We start from the raw sequence: 25,241 nt of genomic DNA on the forward strand, positions 1-25,241 counted from the left end.
CATGGCCATCTACCTCACCCAGGAGAGCAAGGTCCTCGTCCAGGGCATGACCGGTGCCGAGGGCATGAAGCACACCCGCCGCATGCTCGCCGCCGGCACAACCGTCGTCGGCGGCGTCAACCCCCGCAAGGCCGGCCGTACCGTCGACCTGGACGACCACGCCGTCCCCGTCTTCGGCTCCGTCCACGAGGGCATGGACGCCACCGGAGCCGACGTGAGCGTCGTGTTCGTCCCGCCCGCCTTCGCCAGGGCGGCGGTCACCGAGGCGGCCGACGCGGGCATCGGCCTCGCGGTCGTCATCACCGAGGGCATCCCCGTCCACGACGCCGTCGCCTTCACCGCCCACGCGCGGGCCCGGGGCACCCGCGTCATCGGCCCCAACTGCCCCGGGCTGATCAGCCCCGGCCAGTCCAACGCCGGCATCATCCCGGCCGACATCACCAAGCCGGGCCGCATCGGCCTCGTCTCCAAGTCGGGCACACTCACCTACCAGCTGATGCACGAACTGCGCGACACCGGCTTCTCCACCTGCGTCGGCATCGGCGGCGACCCCGTCGTCGGCACCACCCACATCGACTGCCTGACCGCGTTCGAGGACGACCCGGACACCGAGATCGTCGTCCTCATCGGGGAGATCGGCGGCGACGCCGAGGAACGGGCCGCCGCGTACGTCCGCGACCACGTCACCAAGCCCGTCGTCGCCTACATCGCCGGGTTCACCGCGCCCGAGGGCAGGACCATGGGGCACGCCGGGGCGATCGTCTCCGGCTCGTCCGGCACCGCCCAGGCCAAGAAGGAGGCCCTGGAGGCGGCCGGCGTACGCGTCGGGAGCACCCCCACCGAGACGGCCCGGCTGGTCCTGGCCGCCCTGGAAGACGGCGCGTGACATGACACCCGCCGTCACCCCGAACACCGCCCCCGCCCCCGCCCTCACCCTCAAAGCCGGCACGTCCTGGTCCGACGCCTGGCGGCGCTGTCTCGCCGTCGCCCCCGAGGCGTTCCGGGAGGACCGCGTCCTCAACCTCTGGGGCGCCGCCTGGCGGGCCGACGGCCGGGCGCTGCCCGCCACCAGCCCCGTCGACGGCCGCCCCGTCGCGGGCCCGCCCCGCCTGGACGCGGCCGCCGCGCACCGGGCGGTCCGCGCCTGTCTCGACCAGCACCGGGCCTGGCGCCACGTCCCCCTCGGCGAACGCCGGGCCCGGGTCGCCGCCGCCCTCGACGCCCTCACCCACCACCGCGACCTGCTCGCCCTGTTGCTCGTCTGGGAGATCGGCAAGCCCTGGCGGCTCGCGCGGGCCGACGTGGACCGGGCCGTCGACGGCGTGCGCTGGTACGTCGACGGCATCGAGCCCATGGTCGAGGGCCGGGCCCCGCTGGACGGGCCGGTGTCCAACATCGCCAGCTGGAACTACCCGATGAGCGTGCTCGTCCACGCGATGCTGGTCCAGGCCCTCGCCGGGAACGCGGTCATCGCGAAGACCCCGACCGACGGCGGTGTCGCCTGCCTCACCCTGGCCTGCGCGCTCGCCGCCCGCGAGGGCATCCCCGTCACCCTCGTCAGCGGCAGCGGGGGCGAGCTGTCCGAGGCGCTGGTGCGGGCCCCCGAGATCGGCTGCGTCTCCTTCGTCGGCGGCCGCGACACCGGCGCCGCGGTCGCCACGGCCGTCGCCGACCGCGGCAAACGCCACGTCCTGGAACAGGAGGGCCTGAACACCTGGGGCATCTGGGACCACACCGGCTGGGACGCGCTCACCGCCGTCCTCCCCAAGCTCTTCGACTACGGCAAACAGCGCTGTACGGCCTACCCGCGCTTCGTCGTCCAGCGCGCACTGTTCGACGACTTCCTCGCCGCGTACCTCCCGGCGGTCCGCACCCTCAGGGTCGGCCACCCCCTGGCCGTCGAGCAGCCGGACGACCCGTTCCCGCGGCTCGACTTCGGCCCGGTGATCAACGCGGCCAAGGCCAAGGAACTCACCGACCAGGTCGCCGAGGCCGTCGACCGGGGCGCCGTCCCGCTGTACCGGGGCAGACCCGCCGACGCCCGCTTCCTGCCCGGCCAGGACACCGGCGCGTACGTCCAGCCCGTCACGCTCCTGAACCCGCCGCCGTCCTCGCCGCTCCACCACGCGGAACCCTTCGGCCCGGTCGACACGATCGTCCTCGTCGACACCGAGGCGGAACTGCTCGCCGCCATGAACGCCTCCAACGGCGCGCTCGTCGCCACCCTGTCCACCGACGACCGGGCGACGTACGAGCGGCTGGCCCCGCAGATCCGGGCGTTCAAGGTCGGCCACGGCACACCCCGCTCGCGCGGGGACCGCGAGGAACTCTTCGGCGGCTTCGGCGCGTCCTGGCGGGGCGCCTTCGTCGGCGGTGAACTGCTGGTGAAGACGGTCACCCAGGGACCGCCGGGGGAGCGGCTGCCGGGGAACTTCCCCGACTACCACCTCATGCCGTGACCGCCGGCCCGTGACCGTCCGGCCGTGAGTGCCTGACCGTGACCGTCCGGCCTGACCGTCCGACCGTGATCCACCGATCACCCCTGGTGAGGGTCGTGCGAGCCTGCTCGGCGAGGCCCGCACGACCCCGCCCCGGGGTCGGATACGCAGGTGAAAGCCACCCCGAAACCTTGGTATTGTTGTCCATGTCGCCGCGGGGAACACCCCCGGCCAGGCGGCAGACACCTCGTCCGGGTGGCGGAATGGCAGACGCGCTAGCTTGAGGTGCTAGTGCCCTTTATCGGGCGTGGGGGTTCAAGTCCCCCCTCGGACACACCTGCGAAGCGGGCTCATCGTGATGACGATGGGCCCGCTTCGTCATGTCCGGAGGGTGTCCGGAGGACAGGGGGCGACGGGCGAGGGGAGGGGAGGAGGGCGAGGGCGGATAAGGGGATGTAGGGGTGGTGGGCAATTCCGGGACTCTATAGCCTCCTCATCAGGTTTCCGAACGGGGCCTTCAGTAATGCGTTGAGTCATCCCGCCTCGGCACATTGCCGAAATCGGCGAGCCGGAATTTCCCTGTCATTTCGCCGCGGCCGTGAATGCGGCAGGCAGTGAGGAGAGGACCGCGATGAAGGCCCTAGTCCTGGCCGGCGGGACGGGAACCCGTCTGCGCCCTTTCAGTCACTCCATGCCCAAACAGCTCTTTCCCGTCGCCAACAAACCGGTGGTGGAACACGTGCTGGAGAACATCGGCCGGGTGGGTGTCACCGAGGTCGGCGTGGTCGTCGGCGACTGGGAGGAACGCGTACGCGAAGTACTCGGTGACGGTTCCCGCTACGGGGTGCGGATCGTGTACATACGCCAGGAGCGCCCGCTGGGCCTCGCCCACTGTGTGCGCATCGCACGGGATTTCCTCGGCGACAGCGACTTCGTCATGTATCTGGGCGACAACATCCTTCCCAACGGGATCAGCGCTGTCGCCGAGACGTTCCGCGCCGAACGCCCGGCCGCGCAGCTGGTGACGCACAAGGTGCCCGACCCGCGGGCCTTCGGGGTGGTGGAACTGCGTCCGGACGGCTCGGTGGCCCGGCTGGTGGAGAAGCCGCAGAACCCGCGCAGCAACCTGGCGCTCATCGGTGTGTACTTCTTCACGGTCCACATCCACGCGGCCGTGGACGCCATCACGCCCAGCGCCCGGGGCGAGCTGGAGATCACCGACGCCCTGCAGTGGCTGGTGGCCTCCGGCGCCGACGTGCGGGCCAGCGAGTACAACGGCTACTGGCAGGACACCGGCCGGGTGGACGACGTCCTGGAGTGCAACCGCCGCCTCCTCGCCGGCCTCACCGGCGACATCGTCGGCGAGGTGGACGACCGGAGCGTACTGATCGGGCCCGTCGTACTGGAGGCGGGAGCCCGGATCGTGCGTTCCCGCATCGAGGGCCCGGTGATCATCGGCGCGGGAAGCACCGTCGAGGACTGCCGGGTCGGCGCGTACACGTCGATCGGCCGCGACTGTGTGCTGCGCCGTTCCGGCATCGGCCACTCGATCACCCTCGACGGGGCGACCGTCACGGACGTACCGAACCTGCACGGCTCCATGATCGGCCGGTCCGCCGTCGTCGGCACGGGCCGGGAGAGCCCCGGTCACCGGCTGATCATCGGCGACGATGCCCGCGTGGAGGTGGCCGCATGAAGGTCTTCGTCACCGGAGGCGCGGGATTCATCGGTTCCCACTACGTGCGCACCATGCTGGCGGGCGGCTACGAGGGCTTCGAGGACGCCGAGATCACCGTCTACGACGCCCTGACCTACGCGGGCACCCGCGGCAGCCTGCCCCGGGCCCACCCGCGGATGCGGTTCGTCCGGGGTGACGTCTGCGACCTGACGGCCCTGATGGAGCTGCTGCCGGGACACGACGTCGCAGTGCACTTCGCGGCCGAGTCGCACGTGGACCGCTCCATAGACGATCCCGCGGTGTTCGTGCGGACGAACGTGGCCGGCACCCAGACCCTGCTGGAGGCCTGTCTGCGGGCCGGAGTCCCCCGGGTGCTGCACGTCTCCACCGACGAGGTGTACGGCTCGATCACCGAGGGGTCCTGGACCGAGGAGTGGCCGCTGTCGCCCAACTCCCCCTACTCCGCGTCCAAGGCGGGGGCTGACATGATCGCCCGCGCGTACTGGAGCACCCACGGCCTCGACGTCTCCGTGACGCGCTGCTGCAACAACTACGGCCCGTACCAGAACCCGGAGAAGCTGATCCCGCGGTTCGTCAGCAATCTGCTGGAGGGCCGGCCGGTCCCGCTGTTCGGCGACGGTTCCAACGTCCGTGAGTGGCTGCACGTGGACGACCACTGCCGGGCGCTGCAGCTGGTGCTCACCCGGGGGCGTCCCGGAGAGGTGTACAACATCGGCGGCGGGGCCGAGCGGACGAACCTGTGGCTCACGAAGCGGTTGCTGGAGCTGTGCGGGGCCCCGCCGTCCATGGTCCACCCGGTGGCGGACCGGCCGGGACACGACCTGCGCTACTCGCTCGACTCCACGAAGATCCGCGAGGAACTGGGCTACGCCCCCCGGATCGACTTCGACGCGGGACTGACCGACACGGTCGCCTGGTACCGCGACAACCCCGGCTGGTGGAAGCCGCTCACGACCGCACGAGCGGCCCGCGCGCGGCGCGGGAACGACGCCTGACGGTGACCCGTGTCCCCTGCCCGTTCGCGGGCAGGGGACCGACGGATGCCCGCGGGGGACCGGCCGTGGCAGGCCCCGGTGCCCCCTATCGCGCCAGGACGCAGTCCTCGTAGCGGGGCAGCACACCGGTGGCGAGCGCCTCGGCGAGGCTCGGGGCGGCCCGGTCGCGCGGGGAGAGGATCGGGGTGATGTCCTGGGGCCAGGGCAGGTGCAGCTCCGGGTCCAGCGGGTGGATCGCCAACTCCTGTTCGGCGACGTAGCTCCCGCTGACCATGTAGGCCATCACGGTGTCGTCCTCCAGCGCCACATAGCTGTGCGCGACGCCGAGAGGGAAGTACACGGCCCGGAAGGACCCGCCCCCGAGCTCGACGGCGTCCCACTTCCCGAAGGTCGGCGAGCCGACCCGGGCGTCGAGCATCACGTCCAGCGCGCGTCCGCCGGCGCAGTACACGTACTTGCTCTGCCCCGGAGGTGTCCGGGTGAAGTGCAGACCCCGGATCACCCCCCGCGCGGACCGGCTGTAGTTGAGCTGGGCGGCGGAGAACGGCCGGCCCACCGCCTCGACGAACGCCGGTTCCTGGTAGGGGGCCACGAACAGGCCCCGCTGGTCGGCGTGGACGTCCGGGGTGAACTCGAAGGCACCGGCGATCGCCAGCTCACGCGCCCGCACGCCGCTCACCCCTTCCCGGTCGTCCGGCGGGCCCGCTCGGCGGGAGAACGCGATGTGTCATGGTCAGGTGATCCCATCTCGGTCGGGGTCGGTGGGACATGCGGTGCCGCCTTCTCCGAGGGGCATGCCGCCTTCTCCGAGGGGCATGCCGGAAGGTCGACGCCGCACAGGCCGTCGGCCCGGCGGCAGCCGCACCGTCATGGACGTCGTGTCGCTCGTCCGGTCGATGCCGGCGTCGTCCCCGGCTGTGCGGGCCGCGGGCCGCGGATCGCGGATCGTGGGTCGCGGATCGCGCCGGCGGCGGCACAGCTGCGGCGGGGACCCGGAGCTCCGAGGCCACGGGTGCTCCGCCGCCGATGCTCCTCCGCGGCCTGGAGGTGATCAACCCCTAATCCCTCGTGGCGCACGCGCTCACCCCCCGGACGGGGAGGAGGGGGAACGCACGCCACGGATAGGGGGCCGGGACCCTGGTCTCCGTCTCGCGCCGGGCACTTGAATGGATCGCACGCCGCCCAACCGGAAGGAGACCTTCCGTGCGGATGGTCTGCGGTCCGGCGCCCGCCGTCGCGCTTCCCTCCTCTCTCCTCCCCCTCCCGAGTTGCCTGCCCGAACACGAAAAGGAGCCGGTCACATGTCAGCGCGAGCGTGGGCCGACCGGACGGTCGTCGTGACGGGCGGTACCGGTTTCATCGGATCGCACGTCGTCGAGGAACTGCTCGCGCGTCAGGCCCACGTGATCTGCCTGTACCGGACGGACGACCGGCACAGGCTGGCCCAGCTTCCTGTCACCAAAAGGCTGTTGAGTGTCCGTGTCGACCTCTGCGACGAGACCGCGCTCCGCCGCGTGTTCGACGGGGCGGAGCGGGGCGTGGACACAGTGGTCCACTGCGCCGCCATGTGGGGACGCGCGGGATTCCGGTACGACCACCCCGCGACCGTCTTCGAGGCCAACTTCCGGCCCGCCGCCAACGTCCTCAAGTGCGCTCGCGACCACGGGACTTCGGACGTCGTCCTCCTCGGCTCCGGCGAGGTGTACCGGTCGTCCGCGACCCGCCCGCTGAAGGAGGAGGACGACTTCCGCACGGGGGTGCGGTACGCGACCGACGGGTACTACCTGGCGAAGCTCTACGAGGAGATGCTGGCGGACACCTACCGGCACGAGCACGGGATGAACGTCTTCCGGCCCCGGCTCACCGGCGTCTACGGGCCGCGTGACAACTTCGCGCCGGGCGCGGACCGGGTGATCCCCGCCATGCTCGCCAGAGCCGCGGCCGACCAGGAGATCGTGATCTGGGGAGACGGAAGCCAGACCCGCACCTACATGTTCGTGACCGACCTCGTGCACGCGGTTCTGCGGATGGTCGAGAAGAACACCCACCACACGGTCAACATGGGGACCTCGGAAACGGTTTCCATGCGGCAGCTGGCACATCTCGTGTGTGCCGTCCTGGGAAAGCCGGACCGCATCACGTTCGACCGGGAGAAGCCCACGGGACGGTCCAGTCGCACACTCGACCTCACCCGCCTCGGCGGAATCATCGATTTCCGACCGCGTGGTCTGCGGGAGGGTCTGGAACAGACGGCGGACTGGTACCGAAAGCGCCGGATCTCCGCACGTCCATCGGGCTGACCCTTTCCTGCTTTCTGCTTCCTGCTTCCTGAGTCCTGTTCCGGATTCCTGTTCCGGATCGACAGGGGGCGTTAGGGGTGGGAGCCCCGAGCCGTCGTCCGTATGTTCATCAGCAGCCACCGAGAAACCCCGAAGGGGAAACGCGTCCATGACTGAGAAGTTCACCGACCCCCGGATCGTGCCGCACGAGTCCGACCGGGAACGCGACGTCCGTGAGCGGCTGACCAAGCTGTTCGTCGACAGCCCCATCCCGCCGAAGTACCTGATCGACAACCTTCCGGTCTATCTCCGGCGCCACCAGTTGGCCGACCTGCTCAGCATGGACGCCCTGTACCGCATGCTGCCCGAGGTCCCCGGCACCATCATGGAGTTCGGGGTGCTGCACGGCAGGCACCTCGTCACGCTCACGGCACTGCGCAGCATCTACGAGCCCTACAACTCGCTGCGCCGTATCGTCGGCTTCGACACCTTCACCGGCTTCCCCGACATCGAGGACGTGGACCGGGTCAGCACCAGCGCGGTCCCCGGGCGCTTCGCGGTCCCCGACGGTGAGGTGGACCACCTGCGGGAGGTGCTCGCCGCCCACGAGGCCAGTGAGCCGTTCGGCCACACGCAGCGCTCCTTCCTCGTCCAGGGGGACGTACGGGAGACGGTCCCGAAGTACCTGGAGGACAACCCGGAGACGGTCATCGCCCTCGCCTACTTCGACCTGGACCTCTACCAGCCCACCAGGGAACTCCTGGAGGTCATCAAGCCGTACCTGACCAAGGGCAGCATCCTCGCCTTCGACGAGTTGGCCCACCCCAAGTGGCCCGGAGAGACGGTGGCCCTGCGCGAGGTGCTCGGCCTCGACCACGCCCCGCTGCGCCAACTGCCCGGCCGCGAGCCCCCGGTGATCTACCTGAAATGGGGCGAGTGAGACAGGAGCGCGGAGCAGGGCGTCCGACACCCGGGCCGCGGTCGGCGACCACCCCGTCATCTTCGGCTGGGACACCCTCGTCCTCGACGGCGACGAACGCCCCGGCGTCGAGGACGGCACCCACGCCGGGAACCTCGCCGCGCTCAGCCGCTGGATCCGCCAGGGCGACGCACGCGGCGGGATCAACACCCTCAGCGCCCACCTGCCGAACTTCGTCACCGGCGGGAACTCCTACGGCACCACGGGCCGCGTGGTCCGGCAGATCCTGCCCGGCGGCGCGAAGCACACCGCCTTCGACGCCTTCCGCGACCGCGTCGCGAAGGCGGCCAAGGGCGCGCGCCGACCGGACGGCACCGCCATCCCCGTGATCCTCCGCCTTTTCCACGCGAACAGCGGCGGCTGGTTCTGGTGGGGCGACGGCTCCGACAACGGCGTGGCGGTGGAGATCGTCGCCGACGGCATCCCGTTCCAGGTACCGCTTCCCGCCGGCCGACACGGCCGGGCAGGAGATCACGGTGCCCTTCGGTGAGTTCCAGCCCGCCCCTGGGACACCACCCACGCCGGAGCCGTGCTCGATGCGGCCCGGCCGGCCAAGCTGACGGCGTTCACCCTGTACCTCTGCCGGGGCGGCGGCACCGTGACCCAGGGCGTCGTGCACGTGGACGCCCTCAGGGCCGTCGCCCCGGCCGACGAAAACGCGGTGACCCGGCCCCGTCGCCGTCCCTGGACTCGGCACACGTCGCGCGCCGCACGAGATCGCGGCGCGCTCCACATGACGTGTGACCTGTGACCAGAGAGAGGGGACCGGCCGTGTGCGACCGCACCGCTGTCGTCGTCCCCTCGTCCCTGTACGAGGTGATCCTCGTGTCCTCGCCCGTCCGGTGCCCGCTGCGCGGCCGGTACCGGATGCCCGTGACGCCGGTCTGACGTCGACCCCACGCGCCGAGACGCGGTGACGGACCTGTCCCGTGCCCGTCCTTCGGCGTGCCCTCCTCGTCCCTCGCCCCGCACGGGAATCGCGCTGCCCTGACACAGCTCGGCTGCGTTCCGCACGGCCGGGCGGCTCGCGCTGCGCGAGGCGCTGCGGGGCAGCACGATGGCGCTGCTGGAACCCGTCGCCGAGGTCACCGTGACGGTGCCCGCGGACGCGGTGGGCGTGGTCCTCGGGGACCTCGCGGCGCGGCGCGGCCGGGTGTCGGACTCGCAGGCCCGCGGCGGTTCCGTGGTGGTCGGCGCGACAGTGCCGCTGGCCGAGCTGTTCGGGTACGCGACACGGCTGCGCAGCCGTACGCAGGGGCGGGGGACGTTCACGACGCGCCCCGCCGGATACGCGGTGGCGCCCGCCACCGCGGGGGTGAGTGAGCGGTAGGGGACCGCGCCCGCGGCCCCGCTCCCCGCACACGGTTCCCCGCGCCCTTCTCGGTGGCGCGGGGACGCGTCCCGGTTCACGCCCAGGGAGTCACCGCGGTGAAGGAGCTGTCGGCCCGGAAGGTGTCCGTGGCCTGGTAGAGGTCCACGCGGAGTTCGTAGTTGTAGTGGCGGAGATAGCGGCCGGGGTAGTTGTACGACTCCAGACCGACCGAGCCGGACGTGCTGCCCGGGCGGGCGCAGTAGGTGGCGTCCTTGTTGAAGACGGCCGTGTTGTTGCTGGTGTCGAAGCGGACGCGGTAGTCCCAGTGGCGCAGGTAGCGGCCCGCCCAGTCGCGGAAGGAGTAGCAGTTGGCGTCCGCCAGACCGGGCACGATCGTGAGGGTGGCGCTCTGCTTGACGGCGGTGGTGCTGGAGGAGGTCACCGGGTCGACGTAGCCGAGGCTGTCGGAGCGGACCACGGCGTAGCGGCCGGGGTAGTTGACGGACTGCAGGGACCGGGTGGTGTTGGCCGGCAGGGTCGCGCCGCCGGACACCGTCTCCTTCAGGACGGTCAGATGGCGGACGAAGCCGGTGAGTCCGGGCAGCTCGGTCGGGGTGGACCAGGTGGCGAAGTTGTCGTAGCTGTCGCTGTACCAGTACTTCCCTGCCGAGTAGGCGTCGTAGTAGATGCGCCAGCCGCCGTTGTCGAGCGGCACGAGCGCCGGGCCCTCGACGTAGCTGCCGAAGCCCGCCCAGTCGCCGGTCTTCCGGAAGGTGTAGGGGCCGGTGAGGCTGGAGGCGGTGGCGTACTCGATGTACTTGGTCGTCTCGTTCTTGGTGAACGCGTGGTACGTGGAGCCGACCTTGACGATGAAGGTGTCGATGTAGTTCGGGCCGATGCCGGACAGCACGGTGGGCGCCGACCACGCGGTGAGGGAGGAGTTGGTGGCCGTCAGCTTGTACGGCTTGAAGATCCACTCGCCGTCGGCGGCGACGGACGCGGACAGGATGATGTTGACGCTGCCGTTGCTGTCGACGAACCACTCCGGGGCCCAGGCACGCTGCAGACCGCTGATCGGGACCGTGTAGTCGTAGAGGAAGGTCCAGTTCAGGCGGTCGGTGGAGCGGGCGAAGCCGATGGTGGTGGAGAGCGCCGACCAGGTGCGGGTGGTGTACGTCAGGTAGTAGTAGCCGTCGGTGTGCTTGAAGATGCTGGGGTCGCGGATCAGCCCGGAGGGCGGGGTGTAGGCCGGGCCCTTGCGGAGGGTGAAGCCGGTGGCGTCCGGCGAGTCGTACACGTACATGTTCGACTCGCTGGTGTTCGTGAACGCGGTCATCGTGTACCGCGTCGCCTGGCCCGCCGGTGGGTGGGCGGCTCCGGCCGGTCCGGCGAAGGCGGTGGTGAGGCCCAGCAGGGCGGCCACCGAGGTCAGCAGGGCGAGGACCGCCCTGAGGGTTCTGTTCAACGCTCGTCCCATTTCTGCGTGAACTGCCCTGAGGCGTGGGGAGGTTGTTCGAAATGTCGTACCTCGTGCGGAACTTCGGTCAGAAGATAGGAGGGAGTAATGTGCACGTCAATGGATGGCGCAGGGGTTTCTGCGAAGCGTGATTCCGCTTCGAGTGCCCTGTGGCTCCGCTGAGGCCCGTCTGTGCCGCTCGCCCGTCTCCGTGTACGCCCTCGTGTCCGTCCCCGCGTACGCCCCCGTGCCTGTTCCCGCGCCCGTCCACGGCGTTGCCTCCGCCTCCGTGTCCTGCCTGGTCCCACCTTGTTTCCCGGCCGGCCGCACGGAGGGCAACAGGAAACCCGTGGTCCCCGGTGAGCGGGAGGGCAAGTCTGGGGTCGTCAGCAGCAGGGCCTGCAGGACCAAGCAGGAAGATCCTCAAAGGGGGAGACATGCGCAAGATGTTCCGCGGCGCCGCCGCGCTCGTGACCTCTGCGGCAGCGGTCGTGGCGCTCGGCGGTACGGCCGAGGCGAAGCCGGCGGCGCCGGCGGCCGACTGGGCCGGATGTCCGTCCGGTGCGGTGTGCATCTACCCGCAGAACCAGAACCCGGCCGTCAGCCCGAGCGACGTCTACTGGGCCTACGGGCCGCACAACCTCAGGAACCAGGTCGGGTGGCACTGGGTCCTCAACAACCAGACCGGCGGCGCGACCGCGGACCTGTGCCTCAACTTCAACGGCCAGAACTGCAACTACAACATCAGGGCGCAGAGCGGCGTCTGGGCGGACCTGACGCCGGTCAACTCCATCCGGCTCAACCGCCCGTAGCGACCGCTCGGCGAGGAAGTCCGCTTCCCCGCGGGGGAACGAACCCGGAACCGGCTGCCCGCGGTTCCGGGTTCGTTCCTGTTTCGCCACTCCGGGTGAAAGACTTGGCCGCCCCCGCGGACCCGGAAGTAACCTGGGCGTCCGCCGTCTCACGGCCGCACTGCCTTGGGGGACACCTTGGGGGACCCGCAGCACGGACAGCAACCAGACCCTCACCACGGACGGGACCGGGACGCGCTGACCACGCTGTCCTTCCCGGCACAACTCAGACGGCTGAGACACGAGCGCGGACTGTCCCTCACCGACCTGGCCCGGCGCACCCACTACAGCAAGGGCTACCTCAGCAAGATCGAGACCGGCACGAAGCGCGCGACCGTCGACGTCGCCCGGCTGTGCGACCAAGTACTCGGCGCCGAGGGCGCGTTGCTGCGGCTGGTGCAGCAGGCGCCGCCCCGCGACGGCGCGTCCCGCACCGACAGCGATCCCCGTAGCGACGGCGAGCCCGTGGAGCGGTCGTCCGACGAGAGCTGTCCCTACCGCGGTCTGGCCGCGTTCACCCCGCAGGACGCGGAGATGTTCTTCGGCCGGGACCGCGCGACGGCCGCACTGGTGGAGCGGATCTTCGGACGGATCGGCGGCGGCCCCCTGATGCTCGTCGCCCCGTCCGGCGCGGGCAAGTCGTCCCTGCTCAACGCCGGACTCGTCCCGGCCCTCCGCCGCGGCGACCTCCCCATGCCGGGCGCCGACCGCTGGCCGGTCGTGCTGCTCACCCCCACCTCGCGCCCCCTGGACGAACTGCTGGAACGCGTCGCGAAGGCCCTCGGCAGCGACCTCGGCGTCACCGCCGACGAGGTGCGGGACAACCCGGGCGCCCTGCTCGGCGCCGTACGGGCCCGCGCGCAGACCCCGCCGCGGACCGAGGGGGACCGGCAACCCCCACCGCCCCGGCCGGTGCTGATCGTCGACCAGTTCGAGGAACTCTTCACGCTCTGCCCCGACGACGACGAACGCCGCTCGTACGTCCGCGTGCTGTGCGCCCTCGCGACCTCCCGGCCCGCCGAGCAGCTGCACCCGGCCGCCGTCGTGGTGCTCGGCGTGCGCGCCGACTTCACCGGCCGCTGTCTCGACCTCCCCGAACTGGCCCGGGCCCTCACCGACGGACTGTTCGTCCTGTCCCCGATGACCGTCGCCGAACTGCGCGAGTCCATCACCCGCCCCGCCGAACTCGCCGGGGTCACCCTCGAACCCGGCCTGGTCCCCCTGCTGCTGCGGGACGCCGGACTCCGCGACGACCCCGGCACCGGCCCCCGGACCCCCGCGACCGGCTCCGACGCGACACCCTCCGGCGCGCTCCCCCTCGTCTCCCACGCACTGCTCGCCACCTGGCAGCGGCGCCGCGGCTCCGCACTGACCGTCGACGGGTACGAACGGGCCGGCGGCATCCAGGGGGCGGTCGCCCGCACCGCCGAGAACGTGTTCGCCCGGCTGTATCCCGCCGAGCAGAGGACGATCCGCCGCATCCTGTCCCGGCTGGTCCTCGTCATGGACGGGGCCGGGGCGACCCGCCGCCGCATGGGCCGCGCCGCGCTGATGGCGCAGCTCGGCGACGCCGACGGGGCCGCCGCCGCGCTCGACGCCTTCGTCCGGGCCCGGCTCATCACGCTGGACAGCGACACCGTCGAGATCACCCACGAGGCCCTGCTGCACGCCTGGCCCCGGCTGCGCGACTGGATCGACGCCGACCGGGCCGGGCTCCTCCTCCACCAGCAACTCGCCCACGCCGCCGCCGAATGGGAACGCGAGAACCGCGACCCGTCCGCCCTCTACCGGGGTACCCGCCTCGACACCGTACGGACGTGGGCCGACGAGTCCGACGGCTGGAACAGGCTCGCCCCCGACGAGAGGGCGTTCCTGACGGTCAGTCAGGCCGAGGAGGACGGCCGCCGCCGGCAGGCCCGGCGGCAGGTACGGCTGCGGCAGTCCATGCTCGCCACCCTCGCCGTGCTGCTGGGCCTCGCCGTGACCGCCGGCGGGCTCGCCTACCAGCAGCGCGAGGGCGCCCTCGACCAGGAGCGTGTCGCCCGCTCCCAGGCCCTCGCCGCACGGTCCGCGTCCCTCGCCGGGGGCCGGCCCGAGGCGTCGATGCTGCTCGCCGGGGAGGCCTACCGCGCCGCGACCACCGCCGAGGCCCGCGGCGCCCTGCTCAGCACCCAGGCACAGCCGTTCTCCGCCCGCCTCGACGGCCATCGCGGACCGGTCAACGCGGTGGCGTTCGCCCCCGGCGACCGGATGCTCGCGACCGCCAGCTCCGACGGCACGGTGCTCCTGCGCGCCACGGCCGGGGCCCACCGCGTCCTCGCCCGGTTCGCCGTGCCCGGACGGGCCCGCTCGGTCGCCTTCGGCCCCGACGGCCGGACGGTCGCGGTGACGTCGACCGACGGACCGGTGACCCTGTGGAGCACCACCGCGCACCGCAGGACGGGCGCGCTCTCCGACGCCACGAGGGGCGCGCGGGCCGTCGCCTTCGACCCGCGCGGCGGCAGGCTGGCCGTCGCGGCCGCCGACGGCACCGTCCGGGTGTGGGACACCGGGGCCCGCCCGCCCCGGCCCGTCGCCACCTTCCGCGGCCACCGGGGCAGCGTCAACGCTCTGGCCTACGCCCCCGACGGGCGGATGCTCGTCTCCGCCGGCGCCGACCGCGCCGTACGGCTCTGGGACACCCGGCGGAACCGGCCCGTCGACGAACTCGACGGCCACACCGACGAGGTGCTCGGCGTCGCCTTCTCCCCGGACGGCGCCACGGTGGCGTCCGCGGGCGTCGACCGGACCGTACGGCTGTGGCACGTGCGCGACCGACGGCCGACCGCCACGTTCACCGGGAGCAGCGACGACATCAACGCCGTCGTCTTCACCCCGGACGGCACGACGGTCGTCGGCGCGGTCGGCGACGGCACGACCCGGCTGTGGGACGTGCGCAGTGGCCGGCAGACCTCGGTGCTCGCCGGTCACACCGACTACGTCCTCGGCGTGGCCGTGACCTCCGACGGCGCCCTGCTGGCCACGGCCGGGTTCGACCAGTCCGTCGCCCTGTGGGACCTCGCCGGGCCGGTCCTGACGTCCCGTCCGTTCACGGAGGTCTGGCAGACCGCGTACAGCCCCGACGGGAGGCTTCTGGCCACCGCCGACGCCGATCACGCCGTACGGCTGTGGGACGCGCGGACGCACGCCCTCGTCGCGGCGCTGAAGGGGCACACCGAGACCGTGTTCTCGGTGGCCTTCTCGCCCAACGGGCGGACCCTCGCGTCCGCGGGCTCCGACGGCACGGTCCGGCTGTGGGACGTCGCGCGGCGCGCGGCGCTGAAGAAGCTGACCGGGCACGCCGGGCAGGTCTTCGCCGTCGCCTTCGCCCCCGGCGGGCGGACCCTGGCGTCGGCCGGTGCCGACCACACGGTCCGCCTGTGGGACGTGGCGGGGCGCCGTCAGATCACCGTGCTCCGCGGCCACGAGGACTTCGTCAACGATGTCGCCTTCAGCCCCGACGGCCGCACCCTGGCCGGGGCCGGCGACGATCTGACGGTACGGTTGTGGGACGTCGCCTCGCACCGCGAACTGGGCGCGCTCACCGGCCACTCGGGCGCCGTCCGGGGCGTCGCGTTCAGCCCGGACGGCCGCACCCTCGCCAGCAGCGGCAACGACGGCACCGTACGGCTGTGGGACGTCCGGCACCGCCGCTTCGAGGCCGCCCTCACCGGCCACTCGGGCGCGGTGCGCGGAGTGGCGTTCAGTCCGGACGGCCACACCCTCGCCAGCAGCGGCAACGACCGCACGGTCCGGCTGTGGGAGGTGGCCGCGCGGCGGCCGTGGGCGACGCTCACCGGCCACTCCAGCGCGGTGTGGGCCGTCGACTTCGCCCCCGACGGGCGCACGGTCGCCAGCAGCAGCACCGACGGCACCGTACGGCTGTGGGACCTCGACCCCGCCGCGCGGCTGGCGGACGTCTGCCGGCTGCGCGCCGACATCGGCCCCGAGGAGCAGGCCACACTGCTGCCCGGGGTGCCCCTCGCGGCGGACTCGGGCAGCTGCGGGGGCCGCTGAGCGGCGCACCGGGCCGCCTCCGGCCGCCGCGCGACCCGCCGGGACTCTCCGCCCCGTTCCACGCCGCTCGGCAACCGCCCTGCTCAGGAGGGGTTTCCCGGGTGTTTCCCGTTGCCCGGTGGGATGGGGCGACACCCGGCCCTCGACGCGCGGGGCGGTGGTCGAGCAGGCTGCTGCCGACCACCACCAGTTCATCGGACAGTTCATCGGACCGACAGGAAACGGGGGTTCCGGCATGGTGAGCCGGACCAGTCTCATCCGCACACTGATCGCACTCATGGCCCTGCTGCTCTGCGCGCCGCTGTCCACGGCCGCCGCGGCGCAGGCGGCACCGGCCGCTCCCGCCGCCGGCTGCGGCGTCCTCGCGCCGGGCGCCTCGGCCGCCGCGGAGCGGGCGATCGCCGCCGCCTGCGCCGAGGTCGCCGCGGGCACCTGGTACACCTGGGGCGGCGGCCACGGCCCCCAGCCCGGCGCCACCTACGGGCAGGTCGACCCCACCGACCCGGCCAGCGAACACGACCCCGAGCGGCGCGGCTTCGACTGCTCCGGTCTCGTCCGGTACGCGTACGCCCAGGCCGCCGGCTCCGACATCCTCAACGGCGTTGCCAGCCAGCAGTACTACACGCACCGCGCCGCCGCCCGCTTCACCGCCGCCCAGGGCCTCGCCCCGCTGCTGCCGGGCGACCTGCTGGCGTACGGCACCAAGAGCGACCTGCACCACATCGCCATCTACCTCGGCGCGGGCAGGATGGTCGAGGCCAAGCAGTCGGGCACCAGGCTGATGGTCAGTGACGTCCGCCTCGGTGGTGACTACTTCGGCGCCGTCCGGGTCAATACCGGCCAGGTCACCGGGCACATCCACCAGACGTGGGGCACGGGCGTGTGGACCAAGGCCGAGCCCCGCCTCGCGGCCGAGCGCGTCTACGCCTTCCCGTACTCGACCACCATCCGGGTCTACTGCCAGAAGCACGCGGAGAAGGTCAACGCGGAGGGCTACGAGAACGACGCCTGGTCCTACCTGCCGGACTACAAGGCGTGGGTCACCAACATCTACATCAAGGGCCCGGCGTGGCTCGCGGACGTACCCGACTGCAAGGACGTGCCGTTCCCGCCGCCGGGCCAGTGACCGACCGCGCGGACGACGCGTCGCGCCGGTGACACATCGCGCCGGTGACCGTCGGGGGGCGGCCACCGGCGCGAGCACGCCCTCACGCCGGTCACCGAAAACGACCACCAGAGGACGATTTCAGCCCACTACAGGGCCGGGCGCGGCCCGTACGTTCGCCGTATGCCAACCAGCAAGCACCTCCTGACCTCGGTCCAGGTGGCCCGCTTCGTCGCGCAGGGGTTCCTGCGCCTGGACGCGGTGGTGCCGCAGGAGACCAACGAACGGGCCCTCGCCGCGCTCGCCGCGGGCCTGCCCGGCGTGCCCTACGGCACCCCGCTGAGCGAGGCGTTCCCCGCCGGCACCTTCGTCCGCGACCTGCTCGACCTGCCCGTCGTCGCCGGCGCCGTGGAGAGCCTCGTCGGGCCCGGACCGACCGTCGACCACCACGCCGTGCACGTCCGCGAACCCCACGAGGGCCACGCGCAAGACCTCCACGCGGACGCGATCATCGACGTACGGCCGGACGCCTTCGACATCCAGCTCATGTACTACCCGCACGAGGTGACCGCCGACATGGGCGGCACGCTCAGCGTGCCCGGCAGCCATCTGCGCAGGATCAACGAGACGGACATCGGCCGCGTCCAGAACCTGCGCGGCCAGACCCGGCTGACCTGCCCCGCGGGCACGGTCGTCCTCCTGCACCACGGCATCTGGCACGGTGGCCGCCGCAACGACACCGACCGCCGCCGCTCGATGTACAAGCTGCGCCTCAACCCGACCGTGCCGCAGGTGCGCCTGTGGGACACCGCCGACCTGTACGACCCGGCCGTCACGGCGGAGCTGAACACGTCCTTCCCCTGGTACGAGCAGGCCACCGGCCGACTGGAGATCCACAACAGGGCCCTGCTGTGGCGGGCCCTGACCGGCGACCCGTCGTTCGACGTCGAGTACTGGGTCACCCGCGTCAGCAACCGGCCCGCCCTGAGGAGCCACGCATGAGACAACAGGTCCTCGTCCTCTACCTGTCGACCTCGGCGCTCGACTCCCCGGTCGTCGGCTGGTCCCGCTACGACGGGACCGGCCGGACCCGCCCCACGGCCGGTGACAGCGACGAACCGCCCTACGACACCGGGCTCGACGCGCTGCTCGACGGATGGCGCCTGTTCCAGGCGTCGCAACTGCTGCCGCCCCAGCCCGGCCACGAGTACGACGTCTCCTTCCTCAAGCACGAGTTCTTCTTCGAGAAGCTGGAGGAGACCGCACCCCGCTGAACGGCGAGCCCCGTGACCCGGGCGTGGGGCGTACGCGCCGGGCCACGGGAGTCAAGGACCGGCGACCGCGAGCCGTGCCCGCGGACGCCGGCCGCGCTCATCAGTAGCCGTAGATCATCTTGTAGGCGACCTCGGGCAGGAACTGGCCGGCCGAGGAACCGGAACCGACACCGCAGTTGCCGTCCGACTCACCCGGCACCTTGATCCACAGCAGCATCTCGGCGCCGCCGCCCATCTGGGTGGCCGGGCCGATCCGGCGGCCCGACGGGTTGCACCACTGGCCGTTGGAGCCGTTGCCGTTGCGGCTCGTGTCGACGACGAACGGCTTGGTGTAGCCGTAGCGGGAGCTGAGCTGGCTGTTGACGGCGTTGCCGTAGGCCGTGTTCTCGCCGGTGGTCAGGTAGTTGGAGATGTTCAGCGAGAAGCCGTGGGCCTGCCGCAGGCCCGCCTCGTGCAGCCGCTTGGCCATGGTCGCGGCGTCCGTCCAGGCGGGGTTGCCGGCGTCCATGTAGACCCAGGTGTTGGGGGCCTGGCGGCTGAACTGGGAGACGGCGCCACTGAGCATGCTCTGACGCTCGGCGATCTGCGACTGGTTCATGCAGCCGTAGTCCCCGAGGGAGTCCGGCTCCAGGATCACCAGCGCCGGACGGTTGCCGATGCCGCCGGCGAACTGGGAGATCCAGCTCGCGTATGCGGACGGCGAGGAGGCGCCGCCCGCGGAGTGCCCGCCGCAGTAGTCGCGGTTGTAGACGTTGTACGCGACGAGGATGGGCAGCTTGTCCCGGCTGTCCGCGGCGCCCGTGAACGAGCTCGTGGCGGAGCCGATCGAGCCGCTCCACGAGCCGAACCAGCGGGCCATCGGGGTGTTGGCGATGGAGTTGTTGATCGCCGACGCCCGGCCGTCGCCGGGGTTGGCCGCGACCCACCGCTTCGCGCTGTTGTCGGGGTCCACATAGAACCCGCTGGTCATGCTGGTCGGGTCGGCGGCATGGGCGGAGGGGGCGGCGGTGAGCGCGAGCGGCAGAGCGCAGAGCGCTGCCATCAGGACGCGGAGCCTGCGGCGCATGACTTCACCTCGGATTCCTGGCAGGGATGCGGCGCGCGCTCTCGTCCCGAGCGTGCGACGCGCTGAGGAAGTGCGGTGGTTCGACGTGCCCGGAAAGGGGGTGGGAGCGCTCCCATTGGAAGCGCTTCCAGTGGTGCGTACGGTGCTGAGAACCTTTGGGGTGTGGTCGGTATCGTGTGGCTGACTGGTAGAACTGTCAAGAGTCGAGGTGTGAAACCCCCTCTGTACAGGGCGAGTTCGAGGCTCTACGGTCGCTGTGACCGGAAGCGCTCCCAGTTTTCGGCCAGGGGGGAGAGGCACATGGTGATGGCGGACGATCCGCCCCGTCGGCAGCCCACACTGGAGGCCGTGGCCGAACTCGCGGGTGTCTCCCGCTCGGTGGCCTCCCGCGTCCTCAACAACGCGCCGCACGTCAGCCGGGTGAAGCGCGAGGCCGTCGAGCGGGCCGTCCGGGAACTGGGCTACGTGCCCAATCCGACCGCCCGCGCGCTGGCCACCCGCCAGACGGGCGCGGCCGCGCTGGTCGTCTCCGGCGAGGATCCGTCGATCTTCGCGGACCCGTTCTTCGCGCAGGTGATCGTGGGGGCGTCCGCCGCGCTGGAGGAGGCCGACCTGCATCTGATGCTGTGTCTGGCCGCGACCGACCGGGGCCGCAGACGCGTGGAGGAACTCCTCCGCGGCAAGGGCGCCGACGGGGTCATGCTGATGGCGCTGCGCGAGAACGACCCGCTGGCACGGACGGCCGACGAGGCGGAGATGCCCGTGGTGTTCGGGGGCCGCCCCGTCGGCACGGCGCCCCGCTGGTACGTGGACGTCGACAACACCGGCGGAGCGCGCGAGGCGACGGAGTACCTGCTCTCCCGCGGCCGGACCCGGGTGGCCGTGATCTGCGGGCGGCTGGACACCGAGGTGGGCCGCGCGCGGTACCGCGGCTACCGGGACGCGATGCTGGCCGCTGGCCTCGAACCGTTCCCGCCGAACGAGGGCGACTTCACCGAGCCCAGCGGGGCCGACGTCATGGCCGCGCTGCTGCTCCAGCACCCCGACCTCGACGCGGTGTTCGCCGCCAACGACAACATGGCGGCGGGGGCACTGCGTACCCTGCGGGAGGCCGGGCGACGCGTCCCCGCCGATGTCGCCGTGGTCGGCTTCGACGACCTGGCCGCGGCCCGCATGGCCGATCCACCGCTCACGACCGTCCACCAGCCGATCGCGGCCCTGGGGCGCGAGACGGCCCGCATGCTCGTCGCCCTCGTCCACGGCGAGACGCCCACCCCGCTGATCCTCCCCACCCACCTGGTCCGCCGCGCCAGCGCGTGACCTGACGGGGCCGGCCGGGACGAGGGCTCGGGCCAGGGGGCGCGGTGACGAGAGGGCGGGCGAGAGCGCCCGGCGCCGTCCGGTCGGGCAGCGCGACCCCCACGCGGCCTCCCGGCTACTCAGCCCGCGTTCCTGCGGACCTCCTCCAGCCGGACCGGGCGGCGTTCGGCCACCGACAGGGTGCACGCCTCCGCGATCCAGCCGGCCTCGATCGCGTCCGCGACCGTGCAGGGGGAGGGGCGGGTGCCCGCGACGACCTCGGTGAACGCGGCCAGTTCGGCGCGGTACGCGGGGGCGAAGCGGTCCATGAAGAAGTTGTGCGGCGGACCGGCCGGGAACGTCACGCCCGGCTCCGCGGAGCGCAGGGGGAGCTGGCCGTCGAGGCCCGCCGCGATGCTGTCCTTCATGCCGTGCACCTCAAGGCGCACGTCGTACCCACGGGCGTTGTGACGGGTGTTGGAGATGACGCCGATCGTGCCGTCGTCGAAGGTGAGCAGCGAGGACGCCGTGTCGACGTCACCGGCCTCCTTGATGTACTCCGCGCCCTTGTTGCCGCCCGTCGCGTACACCTCGACGACCTCGCGGCCCGTCACCCAGCGCACGATGTCGAAGTCGTGCACCGCGCAGTCCCGGAAGATGCCGCCCGACACCGCCACGTACGCCGCCGGCGGCGGGGCCGGGTCCAGCGTCGTCGACCGCACGGTGTGCAGCGCGCCCAGCTCACCGCTGAGCACCGCCTCACGCGCGGTCATACAGCCCGCGTCGAAGCGGCGGTTGTAGCCGATCTGGACCTCGACACCGCTGTCCCGGACGGCGCGCAGCACGGTGAGGCTCTCCTGCACCGTCTTCGCCACCGGCTTCTCGCAGAACACCGGGATGCCCGCCTCGACGGCGGCCAGGATCAGACCGGGGTGCGCGTCCGTCGCGGCCGTGATCACGACTCCGTCGATCCCGGAGGCGAACACCGCCTCGGGGGAGTCCGCGACGGTGGCGCCGAACTTCTCCGCCGCGGCGGTCGCCGCCGCGGCCACCGGGTCGGAGACCACCAGCTCCTCCACGACGTCCAGCCCGGACAGTGTCCCTGCGTGGAAGGCGCCGATACGGCCCAGCCCCAGGATGCCAATGCGCATGATCGAGTGTCCCTTTCAGAGGTACGGGGAGATGAAGGAGAAAGAAAGAAGGGAGAAAGAAACGAGGAGAAGGGTACGTGCAGGTCAGAGGGTCAGTCGGTCGTGCCCACGACGTTCTGGTCCCAGTCGATCAGTGAACCGGTGACCACACCGCTGCGGTCGGAGAGCAGGAAGACCACGAAGTCGGCGATCTCGTCGACCTGGCCGAGCTTCCCCATCGGCAGCCGCTCGGCCGCCCGCTCCCGCCAGTCGGCCCCCGCGCCGTGGAACTCCCGCTGGACCGCGTCCTCGCCCTCGGTCTCCGTCCAGCCGATGTTGAGGTCGTTGATCCGGATCCGGTCCCAGCGGTGGGCGTGGGCGGCGTTGCGTGTGAGTCCCGCCAGGCCGGCCTTCGCGGCGGAGTACGGCGCGAGGAACGGCGGGCCGCCGTGCGCGCAGTTCGAGCCGATGTTGACGATCGTGCCGGGCGCCCCGCGGGCCACCAGATGCGCCACCACCGCCTGCATGGCGAAGAACGGGGCGCGCAGGTTGATCGCGATGTGCGCGTCGAACAGCTCCGGCGTGGTGTCGAGCAGCGAGCCGCGCGAGGTGAGCCCGGCCGCGTTCACCAGGCTGTCGACCCGGCCGTGGGCCGCGACGACCTGGTCCACGCTGCCGCGCACCTGCTCCGGGTCCGTGAGGTCCGCGCGGACGAACGCGGCGCCCGTCTCCGCCGCCAGCCTCTCGCCGACCTCGGCGCGGCGGCCGGTGAACGCGACGGTCGCGCCCTCGCGCAGGGCCGCGCGGACGATGCCCGCGCCGACGCCCTGGCTGCCGCCGTTGACCAGGACGACCCTGTCCTCCAGGAGTGCCATCCGGGGGTGTTTCCTTTCGTTCTGTTCCGGCGCCTCGGCCGGTCACGGAGCCGCAGTCGGCCGCCGCCGGCGGTTCCGGGAGCGGCGCCCGTGGTTCAGGTGCGGTGGCGTTCCGCGCCGGCCCGCAGTTCCGCGCGCAGCCGCTCCGGGCTCCACTCCTCCGACACCGCACGCCACAGCGTGTCCGCCTGGGACGGCGGGGCGAGTCCGTCGACCGGCGGGTCCCGGTCCAGGTTCGTGGGGAAGGCGTAGCCCTCGACGGTCGCCGCGACCACGCGGCGCAGCCAGTCCTCGGGGGCGCCCTCGGCCCTGCGGGCCAGCAGGACCGGGAACACGGCGTTCGCCACGGCCTCGCGGTCCACCGTCTCCATCGCCCGGCCGAAGGCGGAGGACACCTGGAGCAGGTTCGCCATCCGCCGGATGTCCGTCGAGCGGTTGTGCCCGGCGGCATGGAACAGGGCAGGGTTGAAGAAGACCGCGTCGCCCTTCTCCAGCGGGAGCTGCACGTGGTGGGCGTCGAAGTACCCGGCGAACGCGGGCAGCCGCCAGGCCAGGTAGCCGTGCTCGTACGTCTGCGAGTACGGCAGGTACAGGGTCGGGCCGGACTCCACGGGCATGTCGCAGTGGGCCACCGCGCCCTGGAGGGTCAGCACGGGGGAGAGGCGGTGCACGTGCGCCGGGTATCCGGCCGCCTGCCGCCGGCCGAGGAAGCCGAGGTGGTAGTCGCGGTGCGGGCTCTGCGCCGCGCCACCCGGGTTGACCACGTTGATCTGCGACGTCACCTGGTAGCCGGGGCCGAGCCACGCCTCCGAGACCAGGGCCAGCATGTCGTTGGCGTAGTAGTCGGCGAACGCCTCCGGGGCGCGCAGGGCCGTCTTCTCCAGCGCGTTCCACACCCGGTCGTTGGCGCCGGGCCTGGCGAAGTGGTCGCCGCGGGCCGCGCCCGAGGCCCGCTCCCGCTCGATCAGCGCGGTGAAGGCGGCGGTGGCCGCGTCCACGACCCGCGGGTCCGGGAAGGCCCGCCTGAGGACGACGACACCGGGGCCGTCGAGCATCGTCCGCACCAGCTCCGCCTGCACGGCGCGGCGGTCCGGCGCCGCGCGGAGCCGCTCGCTGTCGTAGACGGGGACGTTCCGCTCGACCCCCTCCGCGTACGGGTGGTCGCGGGGATCGGTGGTGCGCTCGACCAGGGCACGGAACGCGTCGAGGTCGCAGTCCTCGTCGGACAGCCAGATCGCCGAGCCCGCAGCGGTGAGGGCCATGCCGGATCCTTTCCCTGGTCTGGTCGGCCGGTCTTCCGTCGCGCCGCCGACTCTGTCAGTCTTGGGCCCGCACCACCCTCATTCAACCCTCAGTAGCCCCTCAAAAACCCCTCATTCACAGCCGGGAACAGCAGCCATGGGACACCCCTACACGATCCGTGAGATCGCCCGTCAGGCCGGGCTGAGCCTGGCCACGGTCGACCGGGTCCTCAACGGCCGCGGCGGGGTGCGGGAGAGTACCGCCCGCGAGGTCGAGCAGGCGATCAAGGACCTGGACCGGCAGCGGACCCAGGTGCGCATCGGCGGCCGTACGTTCATGGTCGACATCGTGATGCAGTCGCCGGACCGGTTCTCCACGGCCGTGCGGGAGGCCCTGGAGGCCGAACTGCCCTCCCTGCACCCGGCGGTCGTCCGCTCCCGCTTCCACTTCCGGGAGACCGGGCCGGCCGCCGAGATGGTGCGGATGCTCGACCGGATCGGGCGGCGCGGCTCGCAGGGCGTGATCCTCAAGGCCCCCGACGTGCCGGAGGTCACCGCCGCCATCGAGCGGCTGGTCGCGGCCGGCGTCCCCGTCGTCACGCTCGCGACGGACCTGCCGAGCAGCCCGCGCAGCGCGTACGTCGGCATCGACAACCGGGCCGCCGGGGCGACCGCCGCGTATCTGGTCCGGCAGTGGCTCGGCGACCGGCCCGGCGCCGTCCTGGTGACGATCAGCCGGGGCTTCTACCGCAACGAGGAGGAGCGCGAGATGGGGTTCCGGGCGGCGATGCGGGCCGCCGAACCGGCCCGGCGGCTCGTGGAGGTCACCGACAGCGACGGCCTCGACGCCACCCAGCGGGACCTGGTCCGGGGCGCGCTGGAGCGGGAGCCGGACCTGGCCGCGGTCTACTCGATCGGCGGCGGCAACACCGCGACGCTCGACGCCTTCGCCGCCGCGGGCCGGGAGCCGCACGTCTTCGTCGCGCACGACCTGGACCACGACAACACCCGGTTGCTGCGGGCCGGCCGGCTGTCCGCGGTGCTCCACCACGACCTCCGCCAGGACCTGCGCCGCGCCTGCCAGACCATCATGCGCGCCCACCAGGCCCTCCCGGACGAGGGCCCGTCCCTGCCGTCGGCGATCCAGGTGGTCACCCCGTACAACATGCCGCCCGGAGGTGGATAG

19 protein-coding genes, 1 tRNA gene and 2 pseudogenes are annotated in these 25,241 nt (G+C 72.2%); 16 read left to right on the top strand and 6 right to left on the bottom strand.

Annotated features, from left to right (window positions below):
* The first annotated feature begins 1 nt into the window (after window position 1).
* The 5 genes from sucD (at window position 2) to rfbB (ending at window position 5,132) form a co-directional block, all read left to right on the top strand.
* Window positions 2–886, top strand: coding sequence for a succinate--CoA ligase subunit alpha (gene sucD, locus GSY65_RS31690; protein ID WP_159775001.1), 885 nt, complete (start codon window positions 2–4; stop codon window positions 884–886).
* Window position 887: 1 nt separating this feature from the next.
* A complete protein-coding gene (locus GSY65_RS31695) occupies window positions 888–2,459 on the top strand; it encodes an aldehyde dehydrogenase family protein (RefSeq protein WP_159775003.1) in 1,572 nt (523 codons plus the stop codon).
* A gap of 228 nt (window positions 2,460–2,687) precedes the next feature.
* Window positions 2,688–2,772 (top strand) — tRNA-Leu (locus GSY65_RS31700).
* Window positions 2,773–3,069: 297 nt separating this feature from the next.
* Window positions 3,070–4,134 carry a glucose-1-phosphate thymidylyltransferase gene (locus GSY65_RS31705; protein WP_159775005.1) on the top strand — a complete coding sequence of 355 codons (1,065 nt, stop codon included), beginning with the start codon at window positions 3,070–3,072 and terminating at the stop codon, window positions 4,132–4,134.
* Entirely contained in the window at window positions 4,131–5,132 is a 1,002-nt protein-coding gene (gene rfbB, locus GSY65_RS31710) for a dTDP-glucose 4,6-dehydratase (RefSeq protein ID WP_159775006.1), read from the top strand. The genes GSY65_RS31705 and rfbB overlap by 4 nt, the downstream gene beginning before the upstream one ends.
* Before the next feature lie 85 nt (window positions 5,133–5,217).
* Here the strand turns inward: rfbB and GSY65_RS31715 are convergent, their stop codons facing one another.
* Window positions 5,218–5,802 (bottom strand): dTDP-4-dehydrorhamnose 3,5-epimerase family protein, encoded by a 585-nt coding sequence (locus GSY65_RS31715; protein ID WP_159775008.1) that lies wholly within the window; start codon window positions 5,800–5,802, stop codon window positions 5,218–5,220.
* 631 nt (window positions 5,803–6,433) lie between these two features.
* Here GSY65_RS31715 and GSY65_RS31720 point away from each other — a divergent pair.
* The 4 genes and pseudogenes from GSY65_RS31720 to fusA form a co-directional block, all read left to right on the top strand.
* On the top strand, window positions 6,434–7,432 hold the full coding sequence (locus GSY65_RS31720; RefSeq protein WP_159775010.1) for an NAD-dependent epimerase/dehydratase family protein: 999 nt from the start codon (window positions 6,434–6,436) through the stop codon (window positions 7,430–7,432).
* A gap of 148 nt (window positions 7,433–7,580) precedes the next feature.
* Window positions 7,581–8,351 (top strand): class I SAM-dependent methyltransferase, encoded by a 771-nt coding sequence (locus GSY65_RS31725; protein ID WP_159775012.1) that lies wholly within the window; start codon window positions 7,581–7,583, stop codon window positions 8,349–8,351.
* A 22-nt stretch (window positions 8,352–8,373) separates the two neighbouring features.
* Window positions 8,374–8,880: pseudogene (locus GSY65_RS31730) on the top strand (glycosyl hydrolase); the annotation flags it as partial.
* A gap of 504 nt (window positions 8,881–9,384) precedes the next feature.
* Window positions 9,385–9,720: pseudogene (gene fusA / locus GSY65_RS31735) on the top strand (elongation factor G); the annotation flags it as partial.
* A gap of 76 nt (window positions 9,721–9,796) precedes the next feature.
* On the opposite strand, the gene GSY65_RS31740 reads toward fusA, so the two are convergent.
* The gene (locus GSY65_RS31740) at window positions 9,797–11,167 is read right to left on the bottom strand and encodes a glycoside hydrolase family 43 protein (RefSeq protein WP_159775014.1); all 1,371 of its coding nucleotides are present in this window, start codon (window positions 11,165–11,167) and stop codon (window positions 9,797–9,799) included.
* A 428-nt stretch (window positions 11,168–11,595) separates the two neighbouring features.
* Here GSY65_RS31740 and GSY65_RS31745 point away from each other — a divergent pair, with 428 nt between their 5' ends.
* The 5 genes from GSY65_RS31745 to GSY65_RS31765 all read left to right on the top strand — a co-directional run bounded on the left by GSY65_RS31745 (window position 11,596) and on the right by GSY65_RS31765 (window position 18,444).
* The gene (locus GSY65_RS31745) at window positions 11,596–11,970 is read left to right on the top strand and encodes a hypothetical protein (protein WP_159775016.1); all 375 of its coding nucleotides are present in this window, start codon (window positions 11,596–11,598) and stop codon (window positions 11,968–11,970) included.
* 177 nt (window positions 11,971–12,147) lie between these two features.
* Entirely contained in the window at window positions 12,148–16,065 is a 3,918-nt protein-coding gene (locus tag GSY65_RS34395; RefSeq protein WP_159775018.1) for an nSTAND1 domain-containing NTPase, read from the top strand.
* Between the two features lie 118 nt (window positions 16,066–16,183).
* Complete coding sequence (locus GSY65_RS31755; protein ID WP_236580144.1) at window positions 16,184–17,191, top strand: NlpC/P60 family protein; 1,008 nt, start codon at window positions 16,184–16,186, stop codon at window positions 17,189–17,191.
* 162 nt (window positions 17,192–17,353) lie between these two features.
* Window positions 17,354–18,172 (top strand): phytanoyl-CoA dioxygenase family protein, encoded by an 819-nt coding sequence (locus GSY65_RS31760; protein ID WP_201452736.1) that lies wholly within the window; start codon window positions 17,354–17,356, stop codon window positions 18,170–18,172.
* Window positions 18,169–18,444: a hypothetical protein gene (locus GSY65_RS31765; RefSeq protein WP_159775020.1), complete on the top strand. Its 276-nt coding sequence runs from the start codon at window positions 18,169–18,171 to the stop codon at window positions 18,442–18,444. The genes GSY65_RS31760 and GSY65_RS31765 overlap by 4 nt, the downstream gene beginning before the upstream one ends.
* Window positions 18,445–18,544: 100 nt before the next feature.
* Here the strand turns inward: GSY65_RS31765 and GSY65_RS31770 are convergent, their stop codons facing one another.
* The gene (locus GSY65_RS31770; RefSeq protein ID WP_159775022.1) at window positions 18,545–19,510 is read right to left on the bottom strand and encodes a glycoside hydrolase family 6 protein; all 966 of its coding nucleotides are present in this window, start codon (window positions 19,508–19,510) and stop codon (window positions 18,545–18,547) included.
* Window positions 19,511–19,816: 306 nt separating this feature from the next.
* Here GSY65_RS31770 and GSY65_RS31775 point away from each other — a divergent pair, with 306 nt between their 5' ends.
* Window positions 19,817–20,830 carry a LacI family DNA-binding transcriptional regulator gene (locus tag GSY65_RS31775; protein ID WP_201452864.1) on the top strand — a complete coding sequence of 338 codons (1,014 nt, stop codon included), beginning with the start codon at window positions 19,817–19,819 and terminating at the stop codon, window positions 20,828–20,830.
* A 119-nt stretch (window positions 20,831–20,949) separates the two neighbouring features.
* Here GSY65_RS31775 and GSY65_RS31780 read toward each other — a convergent pair whose 3' ends face one another.
* From GSY65_RS31780 to GSY65_RS31790, 3 genes are all read right to left on the bottom strand, one after another.
* Window positions 20,950–21,960 carry a Gfo/Idh/MocA family protein gene (locus tag GSY65_RS31780; protein ID WP_159775026.1) on the bottom strand — a complete coding sequence of 337 codons (1,011 nt, stop codon included), beginning with the start codon at window positions 21,958–21,960 and terminating at the stop codon, window positions 20,950–20,952.
* 92 nt (window positions 21,961–22,052) lie between these two features.
* Window positions 22,053–22,814, bottom strand: a complete 762-nt coding sequence (locus GSY65_RS31785) for an SDR family oxidoreductase (protein WP_159775028.1) — start codon at window positions 22,812–22,814, stop codon at window positions 22,053–22,055.
* 95 nt (window positions 22,815–22,909) lie between these two features.
* Window positions 22,910–24,076 (bottom strand): phytanoyl-CoA dioxygenase family protein, encoded by a 1,167-nt coding sequence (locus GSY65_RS31790; protein WP_159775030.1) that lies wholly within the window; start codon window positions 24,074–24,076, stop codon window positions 22,910–22,912.
* A gap of 136 nt (window positions 24,077–24,212) precedes the next feature.
* Here GSY65_RS31790 and GSY65_RS31795 point away from each other — a divergent pair, with 136 nt between their 5' ends.
* Complete coding sequence (locus tag GSY65_RS31795; protein WP_159775032.1) at window positions 24,213–25,241, top strand: LacI family DNA-binding transcriptional regulator; 1,029 nt, start codon at window positions 24,213–24,215, stop codon at window positions 25,239–25,241.

It is taken from the genome of Streptomyces sp. HM190 (assembly GCF_009857135.1).
GTDB lineage: Bacteria > Actinomycetota > Actinomycetes > Streptomycetales > Streptomycetaceae > Streptomyces > Streptomyces heilongjiangensis.

Coding starts and splice junctions, on each gene's coding strand:
- GSY65_RS31775 (WP_201452864.1), top strand. CDS start 19,817: ATGGCGGACGATCCGCCCCGTCGGCAGCCCACACTGGAGGCCGTGGCC.
- GSY65_RS31725 (WP_159775012.1), top strand. CDS start 7,581: ATGACTGAGAAGTTCACCGACCCCCGGATCGTGCCGCACGAGTCCGAC.
- sucD (WP_159775001.1), top strand. CDS start 2: ATGGCCATCTACCTCACCCAGGAGAGCAAGGTCCTCGTCCAGGGCATG.
- GSY65_RS31760 (WP_201452736.1), top strand. CDS start 17,354: ATGCCAACCAGCAAGCACCTCCTGACCTCGGTCCAGGTGGCCCGCTTC.
- GSY65_RS31785 (WP_159775028.1), bottom strand. CDS start 22,814: ATGGCACTCCTGGAGGACAGGGTCGTCCTGGTCAACGGCGGCAGCCAG.
- GSY65_RS31705 (WP_159775005.1), top strand. CDS start 3,070: ATGAAGGCCCTAGTCCTGGCCGGCGGGACGGGAACCCGTCTGCGCCCT.
- GSY65_RS31790 (WP_159775030.1), bottom strand. CDS start 24,076: ATGGCCCTCACCGCTGCGGGCTCGGCGATCTGGCTGTCCGACGAGGAC.
- GSY65_RS31795 (WP_159775032.1), top strand. CDS start 24,213: ATGGGACACCCCTACACGATCCGTGAGATCGCCCGTCAGGCCGGGCTG.
- GSY65_RS31695 (WP_159775003.1), top strand. CDS start 888: ATGACACCCGCCGTCACCCCGAACACCGCCCCCGCCCCCGCCCTCACC.
- GSY65_RS31780 (WP_159775026.1), bottom strand. CDS start 21,960: ATGCGCATTGGCATCCTGGGGCTGGGCCGTATCGGCGCCTTCCACGCA.
- GSY65_RS31745 (WP_159775016.1), top strand. CDS start 11,596: ATGCGCAAGATGTTCCGCGGCGCCGCCGCGCTCGTGACCTCTGCGGCA.
- GSY65_RS31720 (WP_159775010.1), top strand. CDS start 6,434: ATGTCAGCGCGAGCGTGGGCCGACCGGACGGTCGTCGTGACGGGCGGT.
- GSY65_RS31770 (WP_159775022.1), bottom strand. CDS start 19,510: ATGCGCCGCAGGCTCCGCGTCCTGATGGCAGCGCTCTGCGCTCTGCCG.
- GSY65_RS31765 (WP_159775020.1), top strand. CDS start 18,169: ATGAGACAACAGGTCCTCGTCCTCTACCTGTCGACCTCGGCGCTCGAC.
- rfbB (WP_159775006.1), top strand. CDS start 4,131: ATGAAGGTCTTCGTCACCGGAGGCGCGGGATTCATCGGTTCCCACTAC.